Source organism: Streptomyces indicus (genome assembly GCF_900100315.1).
Taxonomy (GTDB): domain Bacteria; phylum Actinomycetota; class Actinomycetes; order Streptomycetales; family Streptomycetaceae; genus Streptomyces; species Streptomyces indicus.
This window is the reverse complement of the sequence record NZ_FNFF01000001.1, coordinates 522,721-546,460: the sequence shown is the minus strand read 5'-3', so window position 1 is coordinate 546,460 and position 23,740 is coordinate 522,721. Positions and strand designations below refer to the sequence as shown.

19 protein-coding genes are annotated in these 23,740 nt (G+C 71.9%); 8 read left to right on the top strand and 11 right to left on the bottom strand.

The genetic code is table 11. The annotated features are described in order from the left end of the window. Nucleotides 1-49: 49 nt before the first annotated feature. The 3 genes from BLT97_RS02490 to BLT97_RS02480 all read right to left on the bottom strand — a co-directional run bounded on the left by BLT97_RS02490 (nucleotide 50) and on the right by BLT97_RS02480 (nucleotide 3,407). On the bottom strand, nucleotides 50-1,552 hold the full coding sequence (locus tag BLT97_RS02490) for a flotillin family protein (RefSeq protein ID WP_093606960.1): 1,503 nt from the start codon (nucleotides 1,550-1,552) through the stop codon (nucleotides 50-52). Nucleotides 1,553-1,675: 123 nt separating this feature from the next. Then, nucleotides 1,676-1,879, bottom strand: a complete 204-nt coding sequence (locus tag BLT97_RS02485; RefSeq protein ID WP_093607716.1) for a hypothetical protein — start codon at nucleotides 1,877-1,879, stop codon at nucleotides 1,676-1,678. A 58-nt stretch (nucleotides 1,880-1,937) separates the two neighbouring features. Further along, on the bottom strand, nucleotides 1,938-3,407 hold the full coding sequence (locus tag BLT97_RS02480) for an amidase (RefSeq protein WP_093606959.1): 1,470 nt from the start codon (nucleotides 3,405-3,407) through the stop codon (nucleotides 1,938-1,940). Between the two features lie 172 nt (nucleotides 3,408-3,579). Here BLT97_RS02480 and BLT97_RS02475 point away from each other — a divergent pair, with 172 nt between their 5' ends. Then, nucleotides 3,580-4,641, top strand: a complete 1,062-nt coding sequence (locus BLT97_RS02475; protein WP_176953610.1) for a LacI family DNA-binding transcriptional regulator — start codon at nucleotides 3,580-3,582, stop codon at nucleotides 4,639-4,641. Between the two features lie 70 nt (nucleotides 4,642-4,711). On the opposite strand, the gene BLT97_RS02470 is transcribed toward BLT97_RS02475, so the two are convergent. Then, nucleotides 4,712-5,734 carry a LacI family DNA-binding transcriptional regulator gene (locus tag BLT97_RS02470; protein WP_093606957.1) on the bottom strand — a complete coding sequence of 341 codons (1,023 nt, stop codon included), beginning with the start codon at nucleotides 5,732-5,734 and terminating at the stop codon, nucleotides 4,712-4,714. A gap of 295 nt (nucleotides 5,735-6,029) precedes the next feature. Between BLT97_RS02470 and BLT97_RS02465 the strand changes: the two genes are divergently transcribed. Both BLT97_RS02465 and BLT97_RS02460 read left to right on the top strand, forming a co-directional pair. Then, entirely contained in the window at nucleotides 6,030-7,205 is a 1,176-nt protein-coding gene (locus BLT97_RS02465; protein WP_093606956.1) for a 4-hydroxybenzoate 3-monooxygenase, read from the top strand. A gap of 72 nt (nucleotides 7,206-7,277) precedes the next feature. Then, nucleotides 7,278-8,714 carry a benzaldehyde dehydrogenase gene (locus tag BLT97_RS02460; protein ID WP_093606955.1) on the top strand — a complete coding sequence of 479 codons (1,437 nt, stop codon included), beginning with the start codon at nucleotides 7,278-7,280 and terminating at the stop codon, nucleotides 8,712-8,714. Nucleotides 8,715-8,813: 99 nt separating this feature from the next. Here the strand turns inward: BLT97_RS02460 and BLT97_RS02455 are convergent, their stop codons facing one another. Then, on the bottom strand, nucleotides 8,814-9,224 hold the full coding sequence (locus tag BLT97_RS02455) for a thioredoxin family protein (RefSeq protein ID WP_245769100.1): 411 nt from the start codon (nucleotides 9,222-9,224) through the stop codon (nucleotides 8,814-8,816). A 151-nt stretch (nucleotides 9,225-9,375) separates the two neighbouring features. Between BLT97_RS02455 and BLT97_RS02450 the strand changes: the two genes are divergently transcribed. Beyond that, the gene (locus tag BLT97_RS02450; RefSeq protein ID WP_093606953.1) at nucleotides 9,376-10,812 is read left to right on the top strand and encodes a dihydrolipoyl dehydrogenase family protein; all 1,437 of its coding nucleotides are present in this window, start codon (nucleotides 9,376-9,378) and stop codon (nucleotides 10,810-10,812) included. A 16-nt stretch (nucleotides 10,813-10,828) separates the two neighbouring features. Here the strand turns inward: BLT97_RS02450 and BLT97_RS02445 are convergent, their stop codons facing one another. The 3 genes from BLT97_RS02445 to BLT97_RS02435 all read right to left on the bottom strand — a co-directional run bounded on the left by BLT97_RS02445 (nucleotide 10,829) and on the right by BLT97_RS02435 (nucleotide 14,056). Next, complete coding sequence (locus tag BLT97_RS02445; protein ID WP_245769099.1) at nucleotides 10,829-11,095, bottom strand: DUF6199 family natural product biosynthesis protein; 267 nt, start codon at nucleotides 11,093-11,095, stop codon at nucleotides 10,829-10,831. 51 nt (nucleotides 11,096-11,146) lie between these two features. Further along, the gene (locus BLT97_RS02440) at nucleotides 11,147-13,501 is read right to left on the bottom strand and encodes a lysylphosphatidylglycerol synthase transmembrane domain-containing protein (protein ID WP_093606951.1); all 2,355 of its coding nucleotides are present in this window, start codon (nucleotides 13,499-13,501) and stop codon (nucleotides 11,147-11,149) included. Between the two features lie 213 nt (nucleotides 13,502-13,714). Beyond that, entirely contained in the window at nucleotides 13,715-14,056 is a 342-nt protein-coding gene (locus BLT97_RS02435) for a tetratricopeptide repeat protein (RefSeq protein WP_093606950.1), read from the bottom strand. Nucleotides 14,057-14,354: 298 nt separating this feature from the next. Here BLT97_RS02435 and BLT97_RS02430 point away from each other — a divergent pair, with 298 nt between their 5' ends. Continuing rightward, on the top strand, nucleotides 14,355-15,485 hold the full coding sequence (locus tag BLT97_RS02430) for a methyltransferase (protein WP_176953609.1): 1,131 nt from the start codon (nucleotides 14,355-14,357) through the stop codon (nucleotides 15,483-15,485). A gap of 95 nt (nucleotides 15,486-15,580) precedes the next feature. Further along, nucleotides 15,581-16,546, top strand: a complete 966-nt coding sequence (locus BLT97_RS02425; RefSeq protein ID WP_093606949.1) for a pirin family protein — start codon at nucleotides 15,581-15,583, stop codon at nucleotides 16,544-16,546. A 991-nt stretch (nucleotides 16,547-17,537) separates the two neighbouring features. Here BLT97_RS02425 and BLT97_RS02415 read toward each other — a convergent pair. The 3 genes from BLT97_RS02415 to BLT97_RS02405 form a co-directional block, all read right to left on the bottom strand. Continuing rightward, nucleotides 17,538-18,527, bottom strand: coding sequence for an extracellular catalytic domain type 1 short-chain-length polyhydroxyalkanoate depolymerase (locus BLT97_RS02415; protein WP_093606947.1), 990 nt, complete (start codon nucleotides 18,525-18,527; stop codon nucleotides 17,538-17,540). A 177-nt stretch (nucleotides 18,528-18,704) separates the two neighbouring features. Then, nucleotides 18,705-20,018 carry an SLC13 family permease gene (locus BLT97_RS02410; RefSeq protein ID WP_093606946.1) on the bottom strand — a complete coding sequence of 438 codons (1,314 nt, stop codon included), beginning with the start codon at nucleotides 20,016-20,018 and terminating at the stop codon, nucleotides 18,705-18,707. A gap of 15 nt (nucleotides 20,019-20,033) precedes the next feature. Next, the gene (locus BLT97_RS02405) at nucleotides 20,034-21,194 is read right to left on the bottom strand and encodes a CaiB/BaiF CoA transferase family protein (RefSeq protein ID WP_176953608.1); all 1,161 of its coding nucleotides are present in this window, start codon (nucleotides 21,192-21,194) and stop codon (nucleotides 20,034-20,036) included. A 154-nt stretch (nucleotides 21,195-21,348) separates the two neighbouring features. Between BLT97_RS02405 and BLT97_RS02400 the strand changes: the two genes are divergently transcribed. Both BLT97_RS02400 and BLT97_RS02395 read left to right on the top strand, forming a co-directional pair. Continuing rightward, entirely contained in the window at nucleotides 21,349-22,239 is an 891-nt protein-coding gene (locus BLT97_RS02400) for a LysR family transcriptional regulator (protein WP_093606944.1), read from the top strand. A 349-nt stretch (nucleotides 22,240-22,588) separates the two neighbouring features. Continuing rightward, nucleotides 22,589-23,485 (top strand): SMP-30/gluconolactonase/LRE family protein, encoded by an 897-nt coding sequence (locus BLT97_RS02395; RefSeq protein WP_093606943.1) that lies wholly within the window; start codon nucleotides 22,589-22,591, stop codon nucleotides 23,483-23,485. The last annotated feature ends 255 nt before the right edge of the window (nucleotides 23,486-23,740 follow it).

Sequence of the window (23,740 nt, the reverse complement as noted above, 5' to 3'; positions counted from 1 at the left end):
GCGTCCGGGCGTGTGTGCTTCCAGCCGCCGAAGCGGCCCGGCAGCCGGGTCAGTCCGGCTTCGTCACCCCCTCGATGACGATCTCGTCGAGGGTGGTCTCCTTCGCCGCCACGGCCTCGTCGAGGCGCACCGGCTCCTTGTTCGCGGGCTGCGGCCCGCCTCCGTTGCGCGCGCCCCCGTTGAGCAGGCCCTTCTGCGGTGCGTCGGCCGGCCCGTTCGCCTGCCCGCCGTTCATCGCCGACATCAACTGCCGTGCCAGACCCAGGCCCGTGCCGCCCATGGTGAGGGCCTTCGTGAGCAGGTCGCTCATGCCGTCCGCCCCGTTGAGCACCACCATGTTGTCCACCGAGTCGAACGCGCCGGCACCCGCGCGGACGATCTCCGGCCAGTTCTCGGCGAGTTGCTGGGCGATCACGGCCTCCTGGTTCTCCGCGAGCGCCGCCGCCCGCGCCTTGATCGCCTCCGCCTCGGCCAGGCCCCTGGCCCGTACCGCCGCGGCCGCCGCCAGACCCCGCGCCTCGGCCGCCGCGGCGTCCGCCTGACCGGTGATCCGGGTGGCCGACGCGTCGGCCGCACTGGCCAGTTCGGTCTCCTTGGCCTTGGCCTGCGCGGCCGAGACCCGGGCGTCCCGCTCGGCCTCGGCGAGCGTACGGGTCTCGTACGCCTTGGCGTCCGCGGGCTTGCGCACGTCCGCCTGGAGCTGCTGCTCCCTGCGGTGCGCCTCCAGCTCGGCCACGCGTGTCTCCTGGACCACGACCTCCTGCTTGGCGGCCGCCTCCGCGAGCGGCCCGGCCTGTGCCGACTCGGCGCTCGCCCGGTCGCGTTCCGCCTTGTAGCCGGCCTGGAGGATCTCGCTGTCCCGCGTGGCCTCCGCCATCCGCGCCTGCGCCTGCTGCTCGGCCTCCGTGGCGCGCCGGTTGGCCTCCGCCTGGGCGATCCGAGCGTCGCGCTGCACGGCTGCCGCGTGCGGCATCGCGAGGTTCTGGATGTAGCCCGTCGGGTCCTCGATCTCGTGGATCTGAAGCGAGTCCACGATCAGCCCCAGCTTCTCCATCTCCGTACCGCAGGCCGCCCGCGTCTGCCCCGTCAGCTTGTCGCGGTCGCGGATCATGTCCTCGACCGTCAACCCGCCCACGATGGACCGCAGATGACCCGCGAACACGTTGTGCACGCGCTCGGACATCAGCCGCTGCTGGTCGAGGAAGCGCCGGGCCGCGTTGGCGATCGACACGAAGTCGTCGCCCACCTTGAAGATCACCACACCCCGGACCTTCAGCGGAATGCCCTGGTGGGTGACGCAGTCCACGGACAGCTCGGTCTCGTTGAGGTCGAGCGAAAGCCGCCGTACGGCCTGCACTCCGGGCAGTACGAGCGTGCCGCGCCCGGTCACGATGCGGAACCCCATGCCCTCGCCGAGCCCCTCGGTCCGGTGCTTCGAACCGGAGATGATCAGCGCCTCGTTGGGCTCGGCGACCCGCCACATCGCCTTGAACAGGATCACGGCGAGCAGCAGTCCGCCCGCCGCGAGCGCCAGAACGATGCCGATACCCATCGGCAACCCCCCTTGTCTGCAACGCCGTTCGGCGCTGTGTGGGGAGTGTCCTGCCCGCCCGTCAGGCGGTGAAGACGCCGGGGATTCCTTGTTGCGATCCTGGCGAAAAGGAACCCCGGCGCGTCACGTTCCGTATGCCGCCTGGACGTAGACGGTCCGCGGCGGCTGGTACTCGACGACCATCACCACCGTGCCGGGCTCGATCCGGTCCTTCGCGGTGGCCGGGTACGCGAGGAATGCCTCCGCGCCGCCCCTGATCCGCACCATCACCTCGCCGACGAGCCCGGGCCCGACCGTACCCGTCACGCGCCCCGTCAGGCCCACCATCGACGCTTCGTCCACGCCCTCACTGTACGGTCTCAACTCGCCGACGGGGCAGGGCGGTTCATGCCGCCGGCTGCCAGGAGGGCCACTGCTCATGCCAGTTGAGCTCGCGCTCCAGCTGGGCCGCCAGCGAGATCAGCCGCGGCTCACTGTGCGCAGGACCGAGCAGCTGCGCCCCCAGCGGCAGCCCGCCGGAGCTGAACCCGGCCGGCACGTTCACCCCCGGCCAGCCCAGCACGTTCCACGTCCACGCGTACGGGCAGGCCGCGATCATCGCCTGGTCGGTGCGCATCGGTCCCATCCGGGCGAGGGTGGCGATCCGCGGCGGGGGAGTGGCCGTGGTCGGCGCGAGCAGCACGTCGTACGAGGAGAAGAGCGCACCGACCCGCCGGTGCAGCCGGGCCTCCGCCGCGCGGGCGGCCCGCAGCGGCGCCCCGCCGAGCAGCCGGCCGAGCCGCGCCGCCTCACGGGTGCGCGGATCCAGGAGCGCGGGGTCGGGCACCCGCTCCACCCACTCGGCGATCCCGGCCGTGCCGCGCGGCACGAAGGTGAGCCCGATCCGCCCGTACGACGGGTCGGCGGCCTGCACGTGGTGGCCGAGCGCGGCGAGCCGCTCGGCGACGGCGGTGACGGCCCTGCGCACCTCGGGGTGCAGGCGCTTCGGCGTGCCCGTGAACGGCATCTTGAAGGAGAGCGCGATCCGCAGCCGCCCGGGGTCGCGCTCCACCGCCTCCGTGGCCCGGATCGGCGGCGGCTTGTGCAGATCGCCCTCGTGGCTGCCGCTCGCGCAGTCGAGCAGCAGCGCGGCGTCCGCGACCGTGCGGGCGAGGGTGCCGTTGACCGTGATGCCCTGGAAGGCCTCCGCGTCCGGCCAGGAGGAGATCCGGCCGCGCTGCGGCTTGATCCCCACCAGGTGCGACCAGGCCGCCGGGATGCGGACCGAGCCCGCGCCGTCCGAGCCGAGCGCGGCCGGTACCAGGCCGGCGGCGACGGCGGCGGCTGACCCGCCGGAGGAACCGCCCGGGGTGTGCCCGGTGTGCCACGGGTTGCGGGTGTTCCCGAAGGCCGGGCCCTCGGTGAAGGGCCACTGCCCGAGCTCGCACGTGTTGGTCTTGCCCACGATCACGGCGCCCGCCGCCCGCAGACGCCGCACCGCCTCCGCGTCCTGCTCCTTGGCGGGGAACTCCCCGGGGCAGCCGAACGCCGTCGGCTCCCCGGCCACGTCCATGTCGTCCTTCACCGCGACCGGCACCCCGAGCAGCGGCAGCCGCTCACCGGCGGCGAGCCGCCGGTCCGCCTCGCGCGCCTCGGCGAGCGCGGCCTCCGCGCGCACCCGCCGGAAGGCGTTCAGCGAGGACTGGGAGGCCTCGATCCGGGCGAGACTCTCCTCGACGAGGGCGACGGAGGACACCTCGCCGGCGGCGAGCGCCCGTGCCGACCCGGCGAGGCCGGCACGGATCGTGCGCGACACCGGAGTGTGCGACACCGGCGTCTGCGGCACCGGCGTGTGCGGCGCGGGCGTGTGCGTCATGGGGCACCTCGGGGTCGGCTGCCTGGCAGTGCGGTCCGGCGGAACGTTACCCGCTGGTAGGGGTACGGCGTAAGCAGTCCGAGGGCGAATTCCGCACCTCGGCAAGGGAGTTCGGAGATCGTCGGGGCCGCGGCCGGACCCGTACGCGGGCGCCGCACACCCGTCTGGAAGGATGCGGCTCGTCATGGTGCAGATTCCCAAGCAGGCGGGACAGCCGCCCGCCGAGAGCGGGGAAACGCCCGGGCCCCGGCCGGTGCCGACCAGTGCCGATGTGGCCCGGCTCGCCGGTGTGTCCCGCGCCACGGTCTCGTACGTCCTCAACAACACCTCGTCGGTACGCATCAGCGAACCCACCCGGCACCGCGTCCGTGCGGCGGCCGAAGAGCTCGGCTACGTGCCGCACGCCGCCGCCCGCAGCCTGCGCGCCGGGCACTCGCGGATGGTCCTGATGCCCGCCTCGCACGTGCCGGTCGGCCCGCTGTTCAGCCATTTCCTCTACGAGCTGCACTGGGCGCTGCGCCGCCTCGACTACACCGTCGTGCAGTACGGCAGCGTCGGCATGGGCGGGGACGAGGCCGCACGGGCCTGGGCGGAACTGCGCCCGGTGGCCGTGTTCGTGCCGGGCACCCTCGAGCCCGGGCAGGTCGAGGTGCTCAAGCGCGCCGGCGCGAAGGCCGTGGTGACCTTCGGGCCCGAGCGGGTCGAGGGCGCCCACGCGCTCCTGGCCGACCACCGCGAGGTCGGGCACTGCGCGGGCCGGCACCTCGTCGAGCGCGGACGGCGGCGCATCGGGGTCGTGGTGCCCGAGGAGACCGGACTGCACGTGTTCTCCGAGCCGCGCCTGGCCGGCGTGCGCGCCGCCGCCGAGCCCGCGGGCGCCGAGGTCGTGCCGCTGCCGCTCGCGTACACCGAGGAGTCGGCCGCCCATCTGGCCGCGGGCTGGCGTGCGTCGGGCCTGGACGCCGTGTTCGCGTACAACGACGAATACGCGATGCTCCTGATGCGGGCCCTTCAGGACGCGGGCGTCGCGGTGCCCGAGGAGACCGCGGTGATCGGCGCCGACGACCTGCTGATCGGCAAGCTGACCCGGCCGCGCCTGAGCACCGTCCACCTGGAGATGCCCTCCGGACAGCTGCTCGCCGAACTGCTCGACCGCGTCGTGCGCGCACCGGGCGCCGAGACGGAGGTGCACGACCTCCTGGCCGCCTCGGTGGTCCAACGGGAGTCGACCTGACCGGCCGTCGAAGGTGGTCCGGCGGGGGTCGATCCGACCAGCCGCCGAGGGTGGTCCGGCGGGGGTCGAACTATCCGGCCGCCGAGGGTGCCCCGGCAGGGGCCGCAGTGGATCCCCGTACCTGCAACTCCACCGGGACCGCGGCCGGATCCTCGCCGCCCGCGCCCTGCAGCAGCCGGGCCAGCGCCTCGCCCGCGAGCCGGCCGAGCGTGTCCCGCGGCACCCGCACCGTCGTCAGGCCGGGGGAGGCGTACCGCGCCATCCCGATGTCGTCGAAACCGGTCACCGACACCTCCTCGGGCACCCGCACCCCGAGATCCGCGCACCGGGCGAGCGCCCCGAGCGCCACGAAGTCGTTGTACGCGACCACCGCACGCGTCCCCGATTCGAGCGCCGCCGACGCCGTCTCGTACCCGGCCTCGGTGGTCGAACCGCAGGGGATCGTACGGAACGAGAGCCCGAAGGCCCGGGCCGCCTCGAGGGCGCGCAGCCGCTCGGCGTTCGCCCAGGACGCCTCCGGGCCGGAGAGGTAGACCACCTCGCGGTGGCCGAGCTGGGCGAGATGGCCGCAGACCGCGAGCATGCCGCCGAAGAAGTCCACGGTGATGGTGTGCAATTCGAGGCCGAGCACCACGCGATTCGCCACGACCATCGGGTGCCCGCGGTGGGCGAGCGCCGCGAGATCGGCGCGCGGCATCCGCGGCGAGCACAGCAGGATGCCGTCCGAGTGCCGGATCAGATCCTCGGCGAGCTCCCGCTCCTCGTACGGGTCCTCGCCCGAGTCCATCACCAGGACCCGCTGCCCACCGCCGCGCGCGAGGGCCGAGAGCGCCTTCAGCATGTCGTGGAAGTACGGGTTGGCGAGGTCGGGCACCAGGACGCCGATGGTGCCGGAACGGCCGCGTGCCAGGCCCTGCGCCGCCGCGTTCGGCCGGTAGCCCAGCTCCACGACCGTACGGCGCACCCGTTCGGCAAGTGCCGCGTCCACCGTGTCCACGCCGTTGACCACGCGGGACACCGTCGAGATCGAAGCCCCCGCAGCGCGCGCCACATCCGCGATGGTCGTCCGCCGCTGCCGGCTCGTCGTCGTCATCCCCTGCACCCCCGCAGTCGTCCCCGTCGATTCCGTGCAGCGCAAAGTAGCAGGTGGGCGGCGTGCCGGACGCGGGGCCCGGCAGCCCGACGGGCAGCTGGGCAGGGCGCGTTGACAGGGGCACGGCGGCGGCCGAGACTCGACCCACCATCGGCGGCAGGGGAGGCTGCGTGACGGGGAGTCGCTTACGTGCGGGTGCGCGGGGGAGCCGGGTGCCGGGCCCGCACCGTACGGGGGCCCGGGGGAGTCGGGCGTCGGGCCCGCACCGTTGGCAGGCCCGGGGATGGCGGCCTTGATGCGCACCCGCGTCGGCATCATCGGCGGCGGCCCGGCGGGGCTGCTGCTCGCCCGGCTGCTGCACCGCGAAGGCATCGACTGCGTGGTCCTGGAGTCGCGGACGCGTGCGTACGTGGAGCAGCGCCAGCGGGCCGGCATGCTCGAACAGGGCACCGCCGACGCCCTGCGCGCCTGCGGCGCCGGCGCCCGGCTGGACGCCGAAGGCCTCGTGCACCACGGCATCGAGCTGCGCTTCGACGGCACCCGCCACCGCGTCGACTTCTCCCGGCTCGTAGGCCGCACCGTCACGATCTACGCCCAGACCGAGATCGTGAAGGACCTCGTGGCGCTCCAACTCGCCGACGGGCCACCGCTGTTGTTCGAGGCCGAGGCGTACGCGATCGAGAAGCCCGAGGGCAGCGCCCCGCGCATCCGCTTCCGGCACGAGGGGCGCGAGCGCACGCTCGACTGCGACTGGGTGGTCGGTTGCGACGGCTTCCACGGCATCGCCCGCGGGACGATCCCGGCCGGCCTGCGCCGCACGTACGAACGTGACTTCGCGTACTCCTGGCTCGGCATCCTCGCCGAAGTGCCGCCCTCCAGCGAGGAGTTGGTCTACGCGCGCGGCGCGGACGGCTTCGCGCTGCACAGCATGCGCTCGCCCACCGTCTCGCGCCTCTATCTCCAGGTGCCGAACGGCACGGACGCCGCCGACTGGCCCGACGAACGGATCTGGGACGCGCTCGACGCCCGCTTCGCCACCGGCGACGACTGGACGCTGCGGCGCGGGCCCATCATCTCCAAGTCGGTGACCCCGATGCGCAGTTACGTCTCCGAGCCCATGCGGTACGGACGGCTCCTGCTCGCCGGGGACGCCGCCCACATCGTGCCGCCCACCGGGGCCAAAGGCCTCAACCTCGCCGTCTCCGACGTATGCCTGCTCGCCCGCGCCTTCGCGCACCTGGAACGCACCGGAAGCGAGCAACTCCTCGACTCCTACTCACAGTTGTGTCTCGAACGTGTGTGGCAGGCCACCCGATTCTCGTGCGACATGACTACGATGTTGCACGCTCAACCAGGTGGGGGTGCCTTCGAGCAACGGCTTCAGCTTGCCCGGCTGCGCCGGATCGCGGACTCCCCGCACGCGGCCGCCGAACTGGCCGCTCTTTACACGGGACTTCCTCTGGGGAGCTGACGGCCCGCACCGGCCGCCCGCTTCTCGCGTCGGACGTAGTCGACGCCCACGTCGACAGAACGGAGCCTTGGCATGCCCCTGCTCGACCCCAAGACCTGGCAGTCCCGGCCGCTCGGCGGCGGTGAGCACCCGGTCACGGAGCCCGCCACCGGCGAGGAGCTCGCCACGGTCATGCTCGCCGCACCGGAGGACGTGGCCGCCGCCACGGCGGTGGCCGGCGCGGTCCAGGGCGCCTGGGCCGCGAGCCCGCACTTCGTGCGCGCGGCCGTGCTGCGCAAGGCCGGCGACCTGTTCACGGAACACGCCGAGGAACTGCGCGAGTGGCTGGTCCGCGAGTCGGGATCCATACCCGGCAAGGCCGACTTCGAGCTGCACGTCGCGGCCCAGGAGTGCTACGAGGCCGCCGCACTCGCCTCGCGGCCCACCGGCGAGGTGCTGCCCAGCGAAGCCCCGCGGCTGTCGTACACGCGCCGCGTGCCCGTCGGTGTCACCGGTGTCATCGCCCCCTTCAACGCTCCGCTGATCCTGGCGATCCGCTCCGTCGCCCCCGCGCTCGCGCTCGGCAACGCGGTCGTCCTCAAGCCCGACCCGCGTACCGCCGTCTGCGGGGGCCTGTTCCTCTCCGCGGTCTTCGCGGAGGCCGGACTGCCCGAGAACCTGCTGCACGTGCTGCCCGGCGGACCGGACGTCGGCCGGGCCCTCGTCGCCGACCCGCAGGTCCCCGTGATCTCCTTCACCGGCTCCACCGCCGCGGGCCGCGCCGTCGGCGAGGCTGCGGGCCGCCACCTCAAGCGCGCCCACCTCGAACTCGGCGGCAACTCCGCCCTGATCGTGCTCGACGACGCCGACCTCGACGCGGTGATCTCCACGGCGGCCTGGGGGTCCTTCTTCCACCAGGGCCAGATCTGCATGACCACGGGCCGCCACCTGGTGCACGCCTCGGTCTACGAGGAGTACGTCGAGCGCCTCGCCGCCAAGGCCGACTCCCTGGCGGTCGGCGACCCGCACCGCGCCCAGGTCCACCTCGGCCCGCTCATCGACTCCGGCCAGCTCTCCAAGGTGCACGGCCTGGTCACCGCGAGCACCGGACGCGGCGCCCGGCTCGCGGCGGGCGGCACCCACGAGGAGCTGTTCTACCGGCCGACGGTCCTCGTCGACGTGGACGAGGACACCCCCGCCTACGCCGAGGAGGTGTTCGGGCCGGTCGCTCCCGTACGCTCCTTCGGCACGCTCGACGAGGCGGCGGCGCTCGCGTCCGCCAGCGAGTACGGCCTCTCCCTCGGCATCGTCACCCGCGACGCGGCCCGGGGTCTCGCCCTCGCCGACCGCATCCCCACGGGCATCGTGCACATCAACGACCAGACGGTGAACGACGAGGCGGTCGCGCCCTTCGGCGGCGTCGCGGCCTCCGGCACCGGTGCGCGCTTCGGCGGAGCGGCCAACATCGAGGCGTTCACGGATGTGCGCTGGACGACGGTGCGCGGTGACGTGGCGGGCTATCCGTTCTAGGACCGTCCCGGGGCTCTGTGTTCGGACCCGTCCTGCACGCCGAAGGGGTGCCGTTCCGCTGAACGGCACCCCTTCGCGCTGACGCTGGCGGTCCCGGCCTTACGCCGTCGGACCCTGCGGCTCGGCCTGACCGCTCTGACCCGCCTGCTTGGCCTGCTCGGCAGCCACCTGCTTGCGCACCTCGTCCATGTCCAGGTTGCGCGCCTGGCCGATCACGTCCTCCAGAGCAGCCTCGGGCAGGGCGCCGGGCTGCGCGAAGATCGCCACCTTGTCGCGGATGATCGCGAGCGTGGGGATCGACTGGATGCCGAACGCCGCGGCGAGCTCGGGCTGCGCCTCGGTGTCGACCTTGCCGAAGACCAGGTCGCCGTGGCGCTCCGAAGCACCCTCGTAGACCGGGCCGAACTGCCGGCACGGACCGCACCACTCCGCCCAGAAGTCGATGAGGACGAAGTCGTTCTCGGTGACGATCTCGTCGAAGTTTTCCTTGGTGAGTTCCAGGGTGCTCACGGTGTTCCTACCATTTCGCCGACATCTACTGGCTGCCCCGCACAACCGCGGGGTATTACGGCGTATTCCGGGACGGGCCGTCCCGAAGAATTCCGTGCCGGGTCGACTGCCCCTGTGGCCCCGGACTACACCTGCCACCAGACTGGCATCCATGGGACAGGGACATGTGGAGACGACCGAGTACGACGTGGTGGTCATCGGCGCGGGACCGGTGGGCGAGAACGTGGCGGACCGCGTCCGGGCCGCCGGCCTGAGCTGCGCCGTCGTGGAGAGCGAACTGATCGGCGGGGAGTGCTCGTACTGGGCGTGCATGCCCAGCAAGGCGCTGCTGCGCCCGGTGATCGCCCGCTCCGACGCCCGCAAGGTGCCCGGACTCGCCGGCGCCGTGCAGGGCCCGCTGGACGCCGCGGCCGTGCTCGCCCACCGCGACTCCTTCACCAGCCACTGGAAGGACGACGGCCAGGCCGCCTGGCTCGACGGCATCGGCGTACGGGTCCACCGCGGCCACGGCCGCCTCGACGGACCGCGCCGCGTCACCGTCAAGAGCCCCGAAGGCGAACGGCACGTGCTGGCCGCGCGGCACGCCGTGGCCGTCTGCACCGGCACCCGTGCCGCACTCCCCGACCTGCCCGGCCTCGCCGGCGCCCGCGCCTGGACCAGCCGCGAGGCCACCAGCGCGCAGTCCGTGCCGGGCCGCCTGATCGTGGTCGGCGGGGGAGTGGTCGCCACCGAGATGGCCACCGCCTGGCAGGCCCTCGGCTCCCGGGTGACGCTGCTCGTACGGGGCCCGGGCCTGCTGCCGAAGATGGAACCGTTCTGCGGCGAGCTGGTCGCCGAGGCACTGCGCGAGGCCGGCGCGGACGTCCGTACCGACACCTCCGTCACCTCCGTGGCCCGCGACGGCGACACGGTCACGGTCACCCTCGACGACGGCTCGACCGTCGAGGCCGACGAGCTGCTCATCGCCACCGGCCGCGCCCCGCGCACCGACGACATCGGCCTGGAATCCGTCGGCCTCACGCCCGGCCGCTACCTCGACGTGGACGAGAGCTGCCAGGTCGTCGGGAGCGACTGGCTGTACGCGGTCGGCGACGCCAACGGGCGGGCGCTGCTCACCCACCAGGGCAAGTACCAGGCGCGGATCGCGGGCGCCGCGATCGTGGCCCGCGCCCAGGGCGTGCCGATCCTCGAGACGGACCGGTGGGGTGCCCATGCGGCCACGGCCGACCACGACGCGGTGACGCAGGTCGTCTTCACCGACCCGGAGGTGGCGTCGGTGGGCCCCACGCTCGCCGAGGCCGAGCGCGCCGGTCGCCGTGTGCGGGCCGTGGACTACGACATGGGGTCGGTGGCCGGTGCATCGCTGTACGCCGACGGCTACAAGGGCCGGGCCTGCATGCTGGTCGACCTCGACCGCGAGGTGGTCATCGGCGTGACGTTCGCCGGGCCGGGTGCGGGCGAGCTGCTCCAGGCCGCGGCGATCGCGGTGGCGGGCGAGGTGCCGGTGGACCGCCTGTGGCATGCGGTGCCGGCGTATCCGACGATCAGCGAGATCTGGCTGCGGTTGCTGGAGACGTATCGGGGGTGAGGGCGCCGGGCGCCTGTCATAGGGCCTGGACCAGCATCCAGACGGCCATCCCCAGGAAGAGCACGCCCACCACGCGCTGGATCGCGTATCCGGCCGGGGTCGGCTCCGTGGCGTCGTAGTCCCTGACGAACGGGCGCTGGAGGGGCCGGTTCAGCTTCCACAGGAGCTGCGGTCGCACGACGAGGCACAGCCCCATGGCGATGAACAGGCACAGGAAGACGATCGACATGGGGCCACCGCCCGATTCGGCTGCGTAGCCGCGGAGTTGGTCGGATGCAGACATGCGTGCCGGGTACCCCGATGCGGTGGCGCGCCCACCTGCGCGCGGGCGGCGCTAGAGCGCCTCACGCTTCTGCAGCCAGGTCGTCGCGACCCAGCCGGGCACGATCGGCAGCCAGAACGTCAGGAGGCGGAACAGGATCACGGCGGAGAACGCAGTCGAGCCGCTGATGCCGGTCGCCGCCGCCAGACCGCCGGACAGCAGGGCCTCCACCGCGCCCAGACCGCCGGGCGTCGGCACGAAGGAGCCCGCGGTCTTGCCGATCAGGAAGACCACCGCGACCGTCGCGAACTGCACCTGCTTCTCGTCCTCGAACGCGAGCACCGAGGCCCACAGCGCGAGACCGCCGGCCAGCGGCAGCAGGAACGCACCGCCGATGCCGAACGCCAGGCGCACCGGATCCCGGGCCAGTTCCAGCATCCGCGGGCCGACATCGCTGAAGTACGGCCTCACGCGGTCGAGGGCGAACTTCCGCAGCCGCGGCACCGTCGCCACCGCCACGGCGAGCAGCGCCACCGCGAGCAGCACCGTCACGATCACCGAGGAGGGCGGCAGCTGCGACCCCGTCGACGATCCCGACAGGGAACCGAAGAGCATCACCAGGAGCAGGAACGCCCCGAACATCGCGATCTGTGAGGCCGCCATGCAGGTCACGGCGAGACCGGAGGCCACGCCCGCCTTCTGAAGGAAGCGGGTGTTCACCGCGAGCCCGCCGACCGCCGCCGGGGTCACCAGCGTCACGAAGGAGGCGGCGAGCTGGGCCAGCAACAGCCGTACGTAGGGCAGCCGTTGGGGCACGAAGCCGGCGAGGTTCATCGCGGCCGCCACATACGTCACCGCGGCCCCGGCGAGCGCGAGCAGCGCCCACGGCCAGGACATCCCGGTGAACAGCTCGCCGAGGGGCTTCGAGGCGAACTGCCCGATCAGGAAGTACACGGCCACGCAGCCGCCGAGCGCGGAGAGGATGGTGCGCGGCCGCAGCCGCTCGTACACCACGGTGTTCGCGGGCGGTGCCTCCGGCTGGAAGGCGAGGATCTCCTTGCCGACCTGTTCCAGGACGCCCTTGTTGCGGCGCAGCCGCGAGCGGGTGGCGAGGCTGAGGCCCGCGGGGCGCAGCAGCGGCAGGACGGCACCGAGCGTGGCATCGCCGAGCACCGTCCGCGCCGTGCGCACGGCGCGCTCCGGGGTGGTCAGCAGGCCCAGGGTGACGAGGAGTTCGGCGTCGTCGAGGCGATGCTGGAGCGTGGCCGTGGCCACCCCGCCCGCCTCCAGGCGGGTCAGCCACACATGGCCGTCGTCCCCGGCGATGAACGCGTCGGCCGACATCCGGCGGTGGCTGATCTGGTGCGCGTGCAGATCCTGCGCCACCCGCCAGACGTCCTCCAGGAGCTCGTCGGTGAGCTCCTCGGGCGCGAGCCGGTCCAGGGTGCGGCCCGGCACGTCCTCGTACGCGAGCAGCACCGCGTCGGCGTTGACCTTGCGCACGGCGGCTAGCCGCGGCGTGCGGATCCCGCTGTGTTGCACCGAGAGGGCGAGCAGGGCGCGCTGCTCGACGAGGTGCTGGAGCGAGACGAGGCCCTGGCTCTGCGCGGGACGGCGCAGCCGGAGCCGCTGGTAGAGCCGGTAGGCGAGGCCCGAGGTGATGCGGTCGCGGTCGAGGACCGTGACAGTGAAGCGCTCGTCGGTGTCCGTGAGGGCCTCGTAACGCCGGGTGCCGTCGCGTGCGTTGGCGATCCGGCGGCTGGTGACCTGCGGCAGGTCGGTCTCGGCGAGCGCCGCGGCGACCTCCGCGTCCGTCGGCGACGGATCGGTGGTGCCGCGCAGCCACCGCACCGCGAACGCGACCAGGCGTCCGAGCAGGAAGGTGAGGAGTATGCCGGGCAGCGTCGCCGTGTTGCCGACGAGCGCGGCGAGGGCCGTCACGACGAGGCCGCCCCAGGCGGCGTTGCGCAGCAGGTAGCGGTCGCCGAAGCCGACGACGGTGATGAACGCGACGACCGTGGCGATGTAGAGGTGCAACGGGGAGGTGTTCCCGCCGTTGCCGTGGGTCTCCGCGAGGGCGCGCTGGACGACGTCGGGTCCGGGCCCGAGCACGTACAGATTGAGGCCGACGGCCGCGAGATACGCGACGAGCGCGGCGAGCACCCCGTTCGTGACGAGGCGGGCCTCGCCGCGGACCAGGCGCTCGACGGCGACGAATGCGGGGACCGCTGCCATCACGACGCCGGCGGCGAAGACGATCGGGCCGAGCAGCAGATCCGGTACGGCGCGCTGCAGCACGGCGAGCGCGACCACGAGGACGAGGCCGGCCAGGGCCAGCACCAGACGGACCCGGTCCACCGGGCGCCGGGCGGGGCCGCGGCGTGCCGAGGGGACCCCGTTGCCCTTCGCGTTGCCGCTCAGCGTCACCAGTGCCAGCCGTCCGCCATGAACTCCCGAGGATCTCCGACCTGACGATCGTGGCACGGGGGTTGAGGGCGGACCTGTGGTTTTAGGCCGGGCGGGGGACGGGGGCGCGGGGCGGCCGGAGGGGCCGCCCCGCGCGTTCCCGCAGGTGAGGTCGGGTCGGGTCGGGCTCGCGAGGCCAGGTCGGCTTCACGAGGTCAGGTCGGCTTCGCGAGGTCAGGTCAGGCTCGCGCCGAGCGCCTCGGCCACCCGCAGATGACCGGCGGCCTCCTCGTCCCGGCCCTGCCGCTCCAGAGTGCGGCCGAGCATCAGACGCGCGTAGTGCTCGACCGGGTCGAGGTCGAGGACGGCGCGCAACTCGGCCTCGGCGCGCGAGAGTTGCGCGGAGTGGTAGTAGGCGCGGGCGAGCAGCAGCCGCGGCGCGACCTGCTCCGGGACCTCCTCGACCAGGGAGCCGAGCACCTGAGCGGCGGCGGTGTACTCCTTGGCCTCGAAGAACAGCCCGGCGCGCTCCCAGCGCTCGGCTGCGTTCCCTTGCGTGTAGTACGTGTCCGTCACGGGTGACCTCCTTCAAGCGGGACAACCGGGAGGGGTAGTTGAATATTCCACGACCCGACTCGGGGGGGGGGGCGTGGATGCGGGCGCTGATACGGTCCCGTACCGCCGTTGATACGGTCCCGTACCGCCGTTGGATCGGCTCCGTACCGCCGTCGAGTCGGTGCCGTACCGCCGACGAAACGCACCCGTACCGACCGCGGAACGGACCCGTACCCGCGGAGCACCCCGACCGCCCGGACTGCCGTGGCACGGGCAGCGGCGTCCCGGCCCCGCAGGCTCGACTAGCCTGAAGCCCACGATGAACCGTCTGACCACGTCATGGGGCTCCCACGACCTCACGCGCCACCCCGTCGACCCCCGCGACCAGCTCCGCGCCTGGGACGCCTCCGACGAGTACCTGCTCGACCACCTCGAAGGCACCGTCCTCGATGGCCGGCGGCTCGTCGTGCTCGGGGACCGGTGGGGCGCGCTGACCACCTCGCTCGCCGCGTACGCACCCGTCCAGATCACGGACTCCTGGCTGACCCGCCAGGCCACCCGCGAGAACCTGGAGCGCGCGGGCCGCACGGCGGGTGGCCTGCTGACCACCCAGGACCCGCCCCCGGACCGGATCGACGTCCTCCTCGTCCGCGTCCCCAAGAGCCTCGCGCTCCTCGAGGACCAGCTCCACCGCCTCGCCCCGGCGCTGCACGCGGAGAGCCTGGTGATCGGTACGGGCATGGTGAAGGAGATCCACACCTCCACCCTCCAGCTCTTCGAGCGGATCATCGGCCCGACCAAGACCTCCCTGGCCAGGAAGAAGGCCCGCCTGATCTTCGCGACGCCCGACCCCGGGCTCGCCAGGGAGGCCGACCCCTGGCCGTACCGCTACCGACTCCCCACCGGCATCGGCCCGATGAGCGGCCGCACGGTCACGAACCACGCGGGCGTCTTCTGTGCCGACCGGCTCGACATCGGCACCCGCTTCTTCCTCGGGCACCTCCCGTCGTCCGAGGGCGCGGCCCGCATCGTGGACCTCGGCTGCGGGAACGGCGTCGTCGGCACGAGCGCGGCCCTCGCGAACCCCGGGGCCGAACTGGTCTTCACCGACGAGTCGTACCAGGCCGTCGCCTCCGCCGAGGCCACGTACCGCGAGAACGCCGACGGCCGGGCCGAGTTCCTGGTCGGGGACGGCCTTGCCGGACTGGCGGCGGACAGCGTGGACCTGGTGCTCAACAACCCGCCCTTCCACAGCCACCAAGCCGTCACCGACACCACCGCACGCCGGATGTTCGCCGACGCGCGCCGGGCGCTGCGGCCGGGCGGCGAGCTGTGGGTGGTCGGCAACCGCCACCTCGGCCACCACGTCTCGATGCGCCGGATCTTCGGCAACTGCAGGACGGTCGCGGGCAATCCCAAGTTCGTCGTCCTGCGCGCGGTCAAACGCTGACCCCTGGTGCCGGCGCTCCGCGGCTGAGCCGACCGGTGGGCGGACCCGCCACCCACTGAGGGACATTCCGGCACCCAGGGGCTACCTTGAGCGGCATGAGCAATCTTGACCGTGAGGCAGCCCTGTCCGTGTGCGGCGGACGCGGGTTCGTCGTGGCCGAGCCCGTACGCGAGCTCCTCACCCCGCGCAAGGTCCAGCTCGGCGAGTCCACCGAAGTCCGGCGGCTGCTGCCGAACTTGGGGCGCCGCATGGTCGGCGCATGGTGCTTCGTCGACCACTACGGTCCCGACGACATCGCCGACGAGCCCGGCATGCAGGTGCCGCCGCATCCGCACATGGGCCTGCAGACGGTGAGCTGGCTGCACGAGGGCGAGGTGCTGCACCGCGACTCAACCGGCTCGCTCGCCACCATCCGGCCCCGCGAACTGGGCCTGCAGACCACCGGATCGGCCATCAGCCACTCCGAGGAGACCCCCAGGTCCCACTCGCGGTTCCTGCACGGTGCCCAGCTGTGGACCGCGCTGCCGGAGGGCTCGCGCCACATCGACGCGCACTTCGAGCACCACACGGACCTGCCGCAGGTCACGGCCGCCGGTCTCACCGCCACCGTCATCCTGGGCACGCTCGACACCGCGACCTCGCCCGGCGCCACGTACAGCCCGATCGTCGGCGCCGACCTGACCCTTGCCCGCGGCACCGAGACGCGTCTGCCGCTGGAGCCCGACTTCGAGTACGCGGTGCTCTCCATGTCGGGCGAGGTCCACGTGGACGGCGTCCCGGTCCTGCCCGGCTCGATGCTCTACCTCGGCTGCGGCCGCTCCGAACTCCCGCTGCGCGCCGAGTCGGACGCCGGGATCATGCTCCTGGGCGGCGAGCCGTTCGAGGAGGAGATCATCATGTGGTGGAACTTCATCGGCCGGTCGAACGAGGATATCGCGCAAGCCCGCGAGGACTGGATGAATGGCGACCGGTTCGGTGAGGTGAAGGGGTACGAGGGTGATCCGATCCCTGCTCCCAAACTTCCGGCGGTGCGGCTGAAGGCGCGGGGGCGGGTGCGCTGACCTGGGCGGACGCCGGATTCGTCCGGCGCCAGATGATGTGCTCGCGGTGGGTTCGCCGACTGTCCACCGGGACGTGCGGGAACCGCTCGGGGTGCGAGGATCACGGCCTCGCGACCCGAGCGTTTGATCCAGGGTTTGGCAGGGTGTGGCAACCTCTGGTGAGACTCATGCTGAGTTGATGCTGAGTTTCCTGACGGTGCGTCAGTTTCAGCTGTCGTGTTCGATCGGCGCTGAGAGTGGTGAGGCCGCCTTAGCGAGGGCGGTGCAACACGTTGTACCGGGCTGTGTCGTCGGTCAAGGTCTGCGTTCTCGCCGCTTCTCACTCTCAGGCGGTCCGGAGGGCTGCCTGCTGCCTCGCCACCCCCGGCAGGGCCGAGTTGATCGGGCAGCAGGCAGGGAAGGCATCAGCCAATGCCATGTGAGGTGAAGCTGGCCCGGGCCCTTGTGGAGTCGTCGCCTTGCGCGGGCGTGTTCCAGGCAGCAGGTGACACCGGTACGCCGCGCCCCCTGAGGTTTCCGCGCGTACGTGTTCGCGGAACCGTGGTTGTCCGCCGGGGCGCAGGACTCGGAGTGCTTCGCGCAGCGCCGTCTCCGGGCGGCGCACACTGTGCAGAGGACTATGGAGAACACGGCGGCGTCCAGGCTCTGTTCGGTTGCGGGAAGGTTCTCGGCGACGGCGTCCACGACTTCGACCGGGACAGGGGGCTTGACGCGCGGCTGCCTGGGCCAGGGTTCGTAGGCGGGGCTCGGGTTCCACGGCGAGGACGCGGGTCACCGTGGGCGGGTAGTGGGCGAAGCCCGCGCCGTCGCCCGCGCCGATCTCGATGACTTTGCCGGTGAGGCCGGCGAGCAGGGCTTGGCCGCGGTCGCCCATGCCGCCACGGCCAAAGGGCGGGCGCGATTTCCCGGGGTGGTACCGGCCGGCGACGACCGAGCAGTGGGCTTGCATCTCGGAAGGTGGCAGTGCCGTCGGCGAGCAGCGCCAACCGGCTTATGTGAGGCGCTGCTTGGCGAAGAAGTCCCACAGCAGCACACTCATGTCCGGGCCCAGGGGATCCGCGTTGGGGCCGGAGCCGCCGGGCCACTTGTGGCCCAGGCCCTCGACCACGTACTTCTCGATCAACGTCGGTCCGCCGTCGCGCGCCGTGTACCGGGTGCGGATGTAGGGGCGGTCGCCTGGGCCGTCCACCCGCTGGGTGGTGTCGGGGGTGTCGTCCACGTCCCCGTCGAGTACACCGTCAGGCGCCAAATCGTCGAGGACGGCCCACTGCGATGCGAGCCGTTCGGCCATCCACGGCGGCGTCGTGGTGTCCGCATCGCCCTGCTCGATCAGCAACGGCACCTGCCGGGCCCGCGGCCCCATCTCGGCGTAGGCCAGTTTCGCCGTGTCGACGGGGCTGACGGCGTCCGGATCGGGCTGGACCGTGTGGAAGGCGTATTCGCCGCCGGCCAGTGACGCGGCCGAGGCGTACACGTCCGGGTAGGTCACTGCCATGACGACCGCGAGACCCGCGCCCGAGGAGGCCCCTGCGATGTGCACCCGTTCGGCATCGGCACCGTAACGCTCGATGACGGCCCGGGTGGCACCGGCGATCAGCGACGGCTCACCACCGCCCCGGTGCTGGTGCTGCGGCTGGATCCCGTTCCAGCAACGGCGGAGATTACGCAGCGGATCCTGAGACGGGTAGACGACGATGAAGTTCCGAGCGTCGGCCACCTCGTTCAACCGGGTCATGTCTTTCATCGAGTTGATGCGGAAGCCGGTCATGCCGCAGCCGTGCAGCGCCACGAGCACCGGCAACCTCTCGCCGTGTCCGTACCCGGGCGGCAAATGCACCTCGTACTCCACCCGCCCCGCGTCATTGACGTAGGTGTCGCGTTCGTCGCGCCCCTCGGCGGCGGGCGCGGTGTCCGACAGGAGCGGCAGCCACATGCTCGTCATCGCCGCCGCGACCAGCGCGCGCCGAATCCTCTTTCCCATAGCAGTCCTCCAGTTGATTACGGTGCGATCGGGCACGTCCCTTTACTCCCGTGCCAGTTCACTTCGCGCTGATCGGCAACTTCCCCATACGTCGCAGGGTTTGTGAGCTGCGTAGGCGGAAGTTCGCACGGTGGAGGCCGGTCCGGCCGTTCTCCTGTGGATCGGACGGCCAGCCCCTCACCACCATCCGAAGGCCGCACAGGCCAACGCCGGAGCGGCGACGACGGATACGAGTCCGCAGGTGAGGAGTTGCCGGAAGAGTGGTGCCCGGTCGTCTGGACCGGCGGCGCCGAGGATCAGGCCGCCGGTGATGCCCAGCGGATTGATGTCGACCAGGATCGACGCCAACGCGATCGCGAGGATGGCGCCCACGGGTGAGGCCCCGTCGGCGACGATCGCGGGAACCAACGGCATGGTGGTCGCGAAGACCGCGATGGAGCTTGCCGCGAAGGACGTGATCCCGGCGATGTAGCAGAGGACGAGCAGGCTGAGCATCGGTGCCCCTTCCACCCGCAGCAGTTCGCTGATGCGAGTGAAGGCGCCCAGGTCCTGCATCAGGGCGACGTAGGTGAGGAGTCCGCCGATGAGGAGCACGATGTTCCAAGGAATCCGGGAGATGATCTCGCTCGGATCCAACCGGAGAGCGAGCTGCTGAACGACCGCGGCGGCAAGTCCCAGGTATCCGATGTTGATGTCGAAGCCGACTGACAACACCACCACGGCGAGCAGACATGTGAGCGTGAGAATCCGGGCCGCGATCGGGGAACGCGCGCGCCTGGTGGACTCCTCCAGGTAGGGTCGCCCGGTGCCGTGGGCGGTGGATGGCTCTGTGGCCGGCGGGTCGGCGGGCGGAGGGCCGACCGGCGTGAGGTGACCGCTCGGCATGGCCCCGGTGCGGAACCCGACCACGAGGCAAGCGGTGGAGACGATGAGGCCCGCAAGCACTCCGCCGAGGAAGAAGCTGCCCGGTGCGGAGCCGGGCAGGCCGACCTTGAGCTTCTCGCCGAGCTGATACGCGGTGCTGCCGTACACGGCCAGCGGCGAGAGCAGTCCGCTGATGATGCCGGTGAGACCGAGTACGGCCGCGATGAGCGGAGGTATCCCGTACCGCGCGGCGATCCCGAGCGCGATCGGCGCGACGATGGCGGTGGCCGCGGCCGGGAGAGTGCCGATCGCCGTCAGTACGGCACCGATCAGGAATGGCACCAGAGCGATCATCAGGGCCCGTCCGCCGACCAGGCGGAGCATGCCGTCGAGGAGCCAGTCGAGGGTGCCGTTGATCTGGGCGACCGCGAACAGCGCGGTGATTCCGACAAGCAGCACGAAGAAGTCGCCAGGGAAGAAGGCCGTCACCTCGTCGGCGCTGCGGTCCGCGGCGAGCCCGACCAGGAAGGCGACCGGCAGGGCGGCGAGTCCGAGGTGGAACCTCGGAACGAGGGCTGCCACGAAGAGAGCGAGGAGTACGACGATCGACACGTCGGCCACGGACATGAGTGCGTTCCCCGTTCAGATGACGCCGCGGTCGGCGAGGTCGTCGATGGCAGCTGCATCGAGGCCGAGGCCCTTCAGCACGTCGTGGGTGTGCTCGCCCAGTCGTGGAGCGCGCCTGTCGATCTGCTGCGTGAAGCCCGAAAAGTGCCCCGCGGAGCCCTGCACCCTACGGATCCGGCCGCTGCGCTCATCCGCCACCTCCACCACAGATCCCCGCGCTCGCACCTGCGGGTCGGCGCAAATGTCGGCGGCAGTGTTCACCGGACCGCAGGCAACTCCCGACGTCTCGAGCAATTCGGTGAGGGGGGCGAGGTCGTGGGCGGCCACGAAGGCGGCCACCCGCCCTTCGATCTCCGCGCGGTGTTCAAGGCGCGCCGTCATGGAGTCGTAGGCCGCGAGATCCGGTGCGTCCATCGCAACGATGAGCCGGCGCCACATCTGCTCGGTCGACGCGGGCAGGGCCAGCCACCGCCCGTCCCGCGTCCGGTAGAGGTTGTTGGGACTGATATGCGGATTCTCGTTGCCCTGGCGCCCCTGGGCCTTGCCGGTTGCGTCGTAGTCGACGATGAAGTCCTCCATCATCCGCAGCAGAGGTTCGTACAGGCCGATGTCGGCCAGTTGAGGCTCGCCGGTCAGGTCCCGCTGACGGAGTGCGAGCATCGCGGCGAACGCTGCGTAGATCCCGGTGACTCCGTCGGCAACCGGGTAGCCGGCGAAGACCGGCGGCCCATCGGGGAAACCCGTGCGATGGGTCAGGCCCGCGAAGGCCTCGGCGACGCGGGCGAAGCCGGGACGATCCGCGTATGGGCCGGTGCGACCGTAGGCGCTCACATGCACCATGACGAGGTCGGACCGATAGGCGATGAGGTCGTCGTAGTCGATGGAGAACCGGCGCAGGGTAGCCGGCCGGAAATTGGTGACCACCACGTCCACCGTCGCGGCCAGCCGCCCGACGAGCTCCGCGGCCTCCGGGTGGTGCAGGTCGATGGTCACGCTGGACTTGTTGCGCCCGATGACCGCCCAGCCGGCGGACACTCCGTCCTCCAGCGGAGGGTAGCTGCGTGCCGGGTCCCCGGCACCGGGCACCTCGACCTTGATCACCTCGGCGCCGAACTCGGCGAGCAGCGAGCAAGCGAGGGGGCCGGCCAGGACGGTCGAGATGTCCAGAACACGCACTCCATACAGAGGCCCAGGCACAAGGAATCCTTTCACCGGCGACCGGCGCGTCATCGCGCGATCGTGACTTACGGCACGATGTCGCGGCGCGGCCGGCCTGGGAACCATGTGGGATGCTGGCTCCGGTGCAAGGCAATGGCTATAACCTGTGCCGATGCGAGTCGAACGCGCCCGGTACCTCCTCGCCGCGATCAGCACGGGATCGCTCCGCTCGGCGGCAGCGCTCTGCGGTGTCAGCCAACCCACGATCAGTCAGCAGCTGATCGTCCTTGAAGAGGAGCTGGACGCCGTCCTGCTGATCCGCAGCCGCGGCGGAGTCCGGGCCACTCCGGCCGGTGAAGCGCTCGTCGGCCCGCTGGGCCGCCTCGTGGCAGCCGAAGACGCGGTGCGCGAGGCGGCGCTCGCCGCCAACGGGACCTACCAGGGCAGGGTTTCCATCGGCGGCGGATCGGTGACCGTCGAGACCATCGTGGCTCCTGTCGTCGGACGGCTGCTCAGCGACCATCCGGGCCTGCGCTTCTCTGTACGCGAGGGCTCCTCGACCGACATCGAACGCGCCGTCCGCGACGGTGATCTGGACCTTGCCGTGGTCACCACACCGAACGAGCCGGTCCTCAGCGGCCTGATCCGGCGGCGCCTCATGGCGGCGCCCTTGGGCGTCTACGCCCGGTCGGACCACCCGCTCGCCAACCGGAGCCGGATCACCTGGGACGATCTCGCAGCCCAGCCGATCGTGACCATGCGGCCAGGAACCGTCCTGCACCGGCGGCTCGCGGAGCGCCTGCCGCAGGCCGAGTCGATGGTCGAGGCGATGTCGGCACGAACAGTGCAGACCATGGTGCGCCAGGGCGCCGGTGTCGGACTGCTCGCCCGCTTCGGCCCGCAGGAGCAGCCGACGGATCTGGTCTGGCTGCCACTGCTGGATGCCGAGCCGGTTGAGGCCAGCCTGGTCCAGCGCACGGACAGCCAACCGTCGCGATCGGCTGCCGTTGTCCGCCGACTGATCAGTGCCCGCGCCGACGAACTATCCGAGCGCCAGGACTGACCGGCTGCGGTTGCTGCGAGCACGAGTTCCCCCGAAGCGTGAGTGCCGCGTGGACACCGCGCCCGAGATGGGAACGAGCGCCAAGGTGGGTGCTGAGCCTTCCCGCCCACCAGAGTGCGGCACCTCGGGAACGTCGGATCGGCCCGGCAGCCCCGGCCACCCCGACCGTCGAATTCGTAGGCGTTCGATCACCAGCGATCCGTGGGACATGAAGCCGCCCAACGATCTCGTGCTTGGTTGGCGGTGGCGCGGAACGATGCGGGCGGGTGTCGTTTTCGTTCATCGGTGCCGGTGAACGGTGGGCGGTTGCCCATGGACCCACGCGTCCTCCTTCGGCGAGAGTGCGGGCATGACGAAGCCGACATGGACCCCGATCGGCGCCACGGGCGCGTTCTACGAGTGCCCGCGGTGGCACGAGGGCGTGTGGTGGCTGTCAGACTTCTACGCGGACCGCATCGTGACCGTGACCGACGACGGCCGGACCACCACCGTTCTCGACCTCGAGGGCGACCACCCTGGGGGCCTCGGCTGGCTGCCCGACGGAGCACTCCTCTTCGTCGCGATGCGGGCGCGGCAAGTCATGCGGCGCGAACCGGACGGCAGCGTCGTCGTGCACGCCGACCTGACCCCGTACTGCGAGGGGCCGGCCAACGACATGCTCGTCCTACCCGACGGAACCGCCCTCGTGGGGTGCTTCGGCTTCGACCTGAACGGCGGCGAACACCCGCGTACTGCTTCGCTGCTCAGCGTCCGGCCCGACGGAGCGGTACGGGTCGCCGCCGAAGGCCTGGTCTTCCCCAACGCGGCCGTCCTCACCGATCACGGCAGGACTCTCGTCGTCGGGGAGACCTTCGCTGCCCGCCACACCGCTTTCACGCTCACACCGGACGGCCTGCTGGACGGGCGCCGCACCTGGGCGCAGGTCGCTCCCTCGCCGCCGATGGCCCCGGTCGGCGAGATGATCGCGGGACTCAGGTACGCGCCCGACGGATGTGCCGTCGACGGTGCAGATGACCTGTGGGTCGCCGATGCCCTTCACGGACGTGTGGTCAGAGTCCGCGAGGGTGAGGGGATCGTCGAGCAGCTCGACCTGCCCGCTGGTCTCAGGGCCTTCGCCTGCGGACTTGGCGGCGACGACGGCCGGACGCTCCTCGTCTGCGCTGCGCCGGACTTCGACCCCAGTGCCAGGGCCGCCGCCCGCGACTCCGTACTACTGACCACCCGCGTCCGCGTCCCGGCGGCATGATGACCCGACGCCGGGCGTGGTCCGGCGGCGGGCAGCGGCAGCTCCCAGGCGTCAGTGAGGCGGTGGCAATGGCTTCCCTGAAGGCGCGCGAGCCTGAGGGCGGGGTGAAGCTCGAAGCAGGCGGAACGGTTCGGCGTCGTTGGAGCAAGCCAACGGTCATGGCCCCCAGGTCGGTGTCGGCCGAGAGCGCGTCGTGTGGGGGCGGTGTTCGGGCGTGCGTAGAGCGAGTGAAGCCGCTGGCGGTGGTGCCGGAGC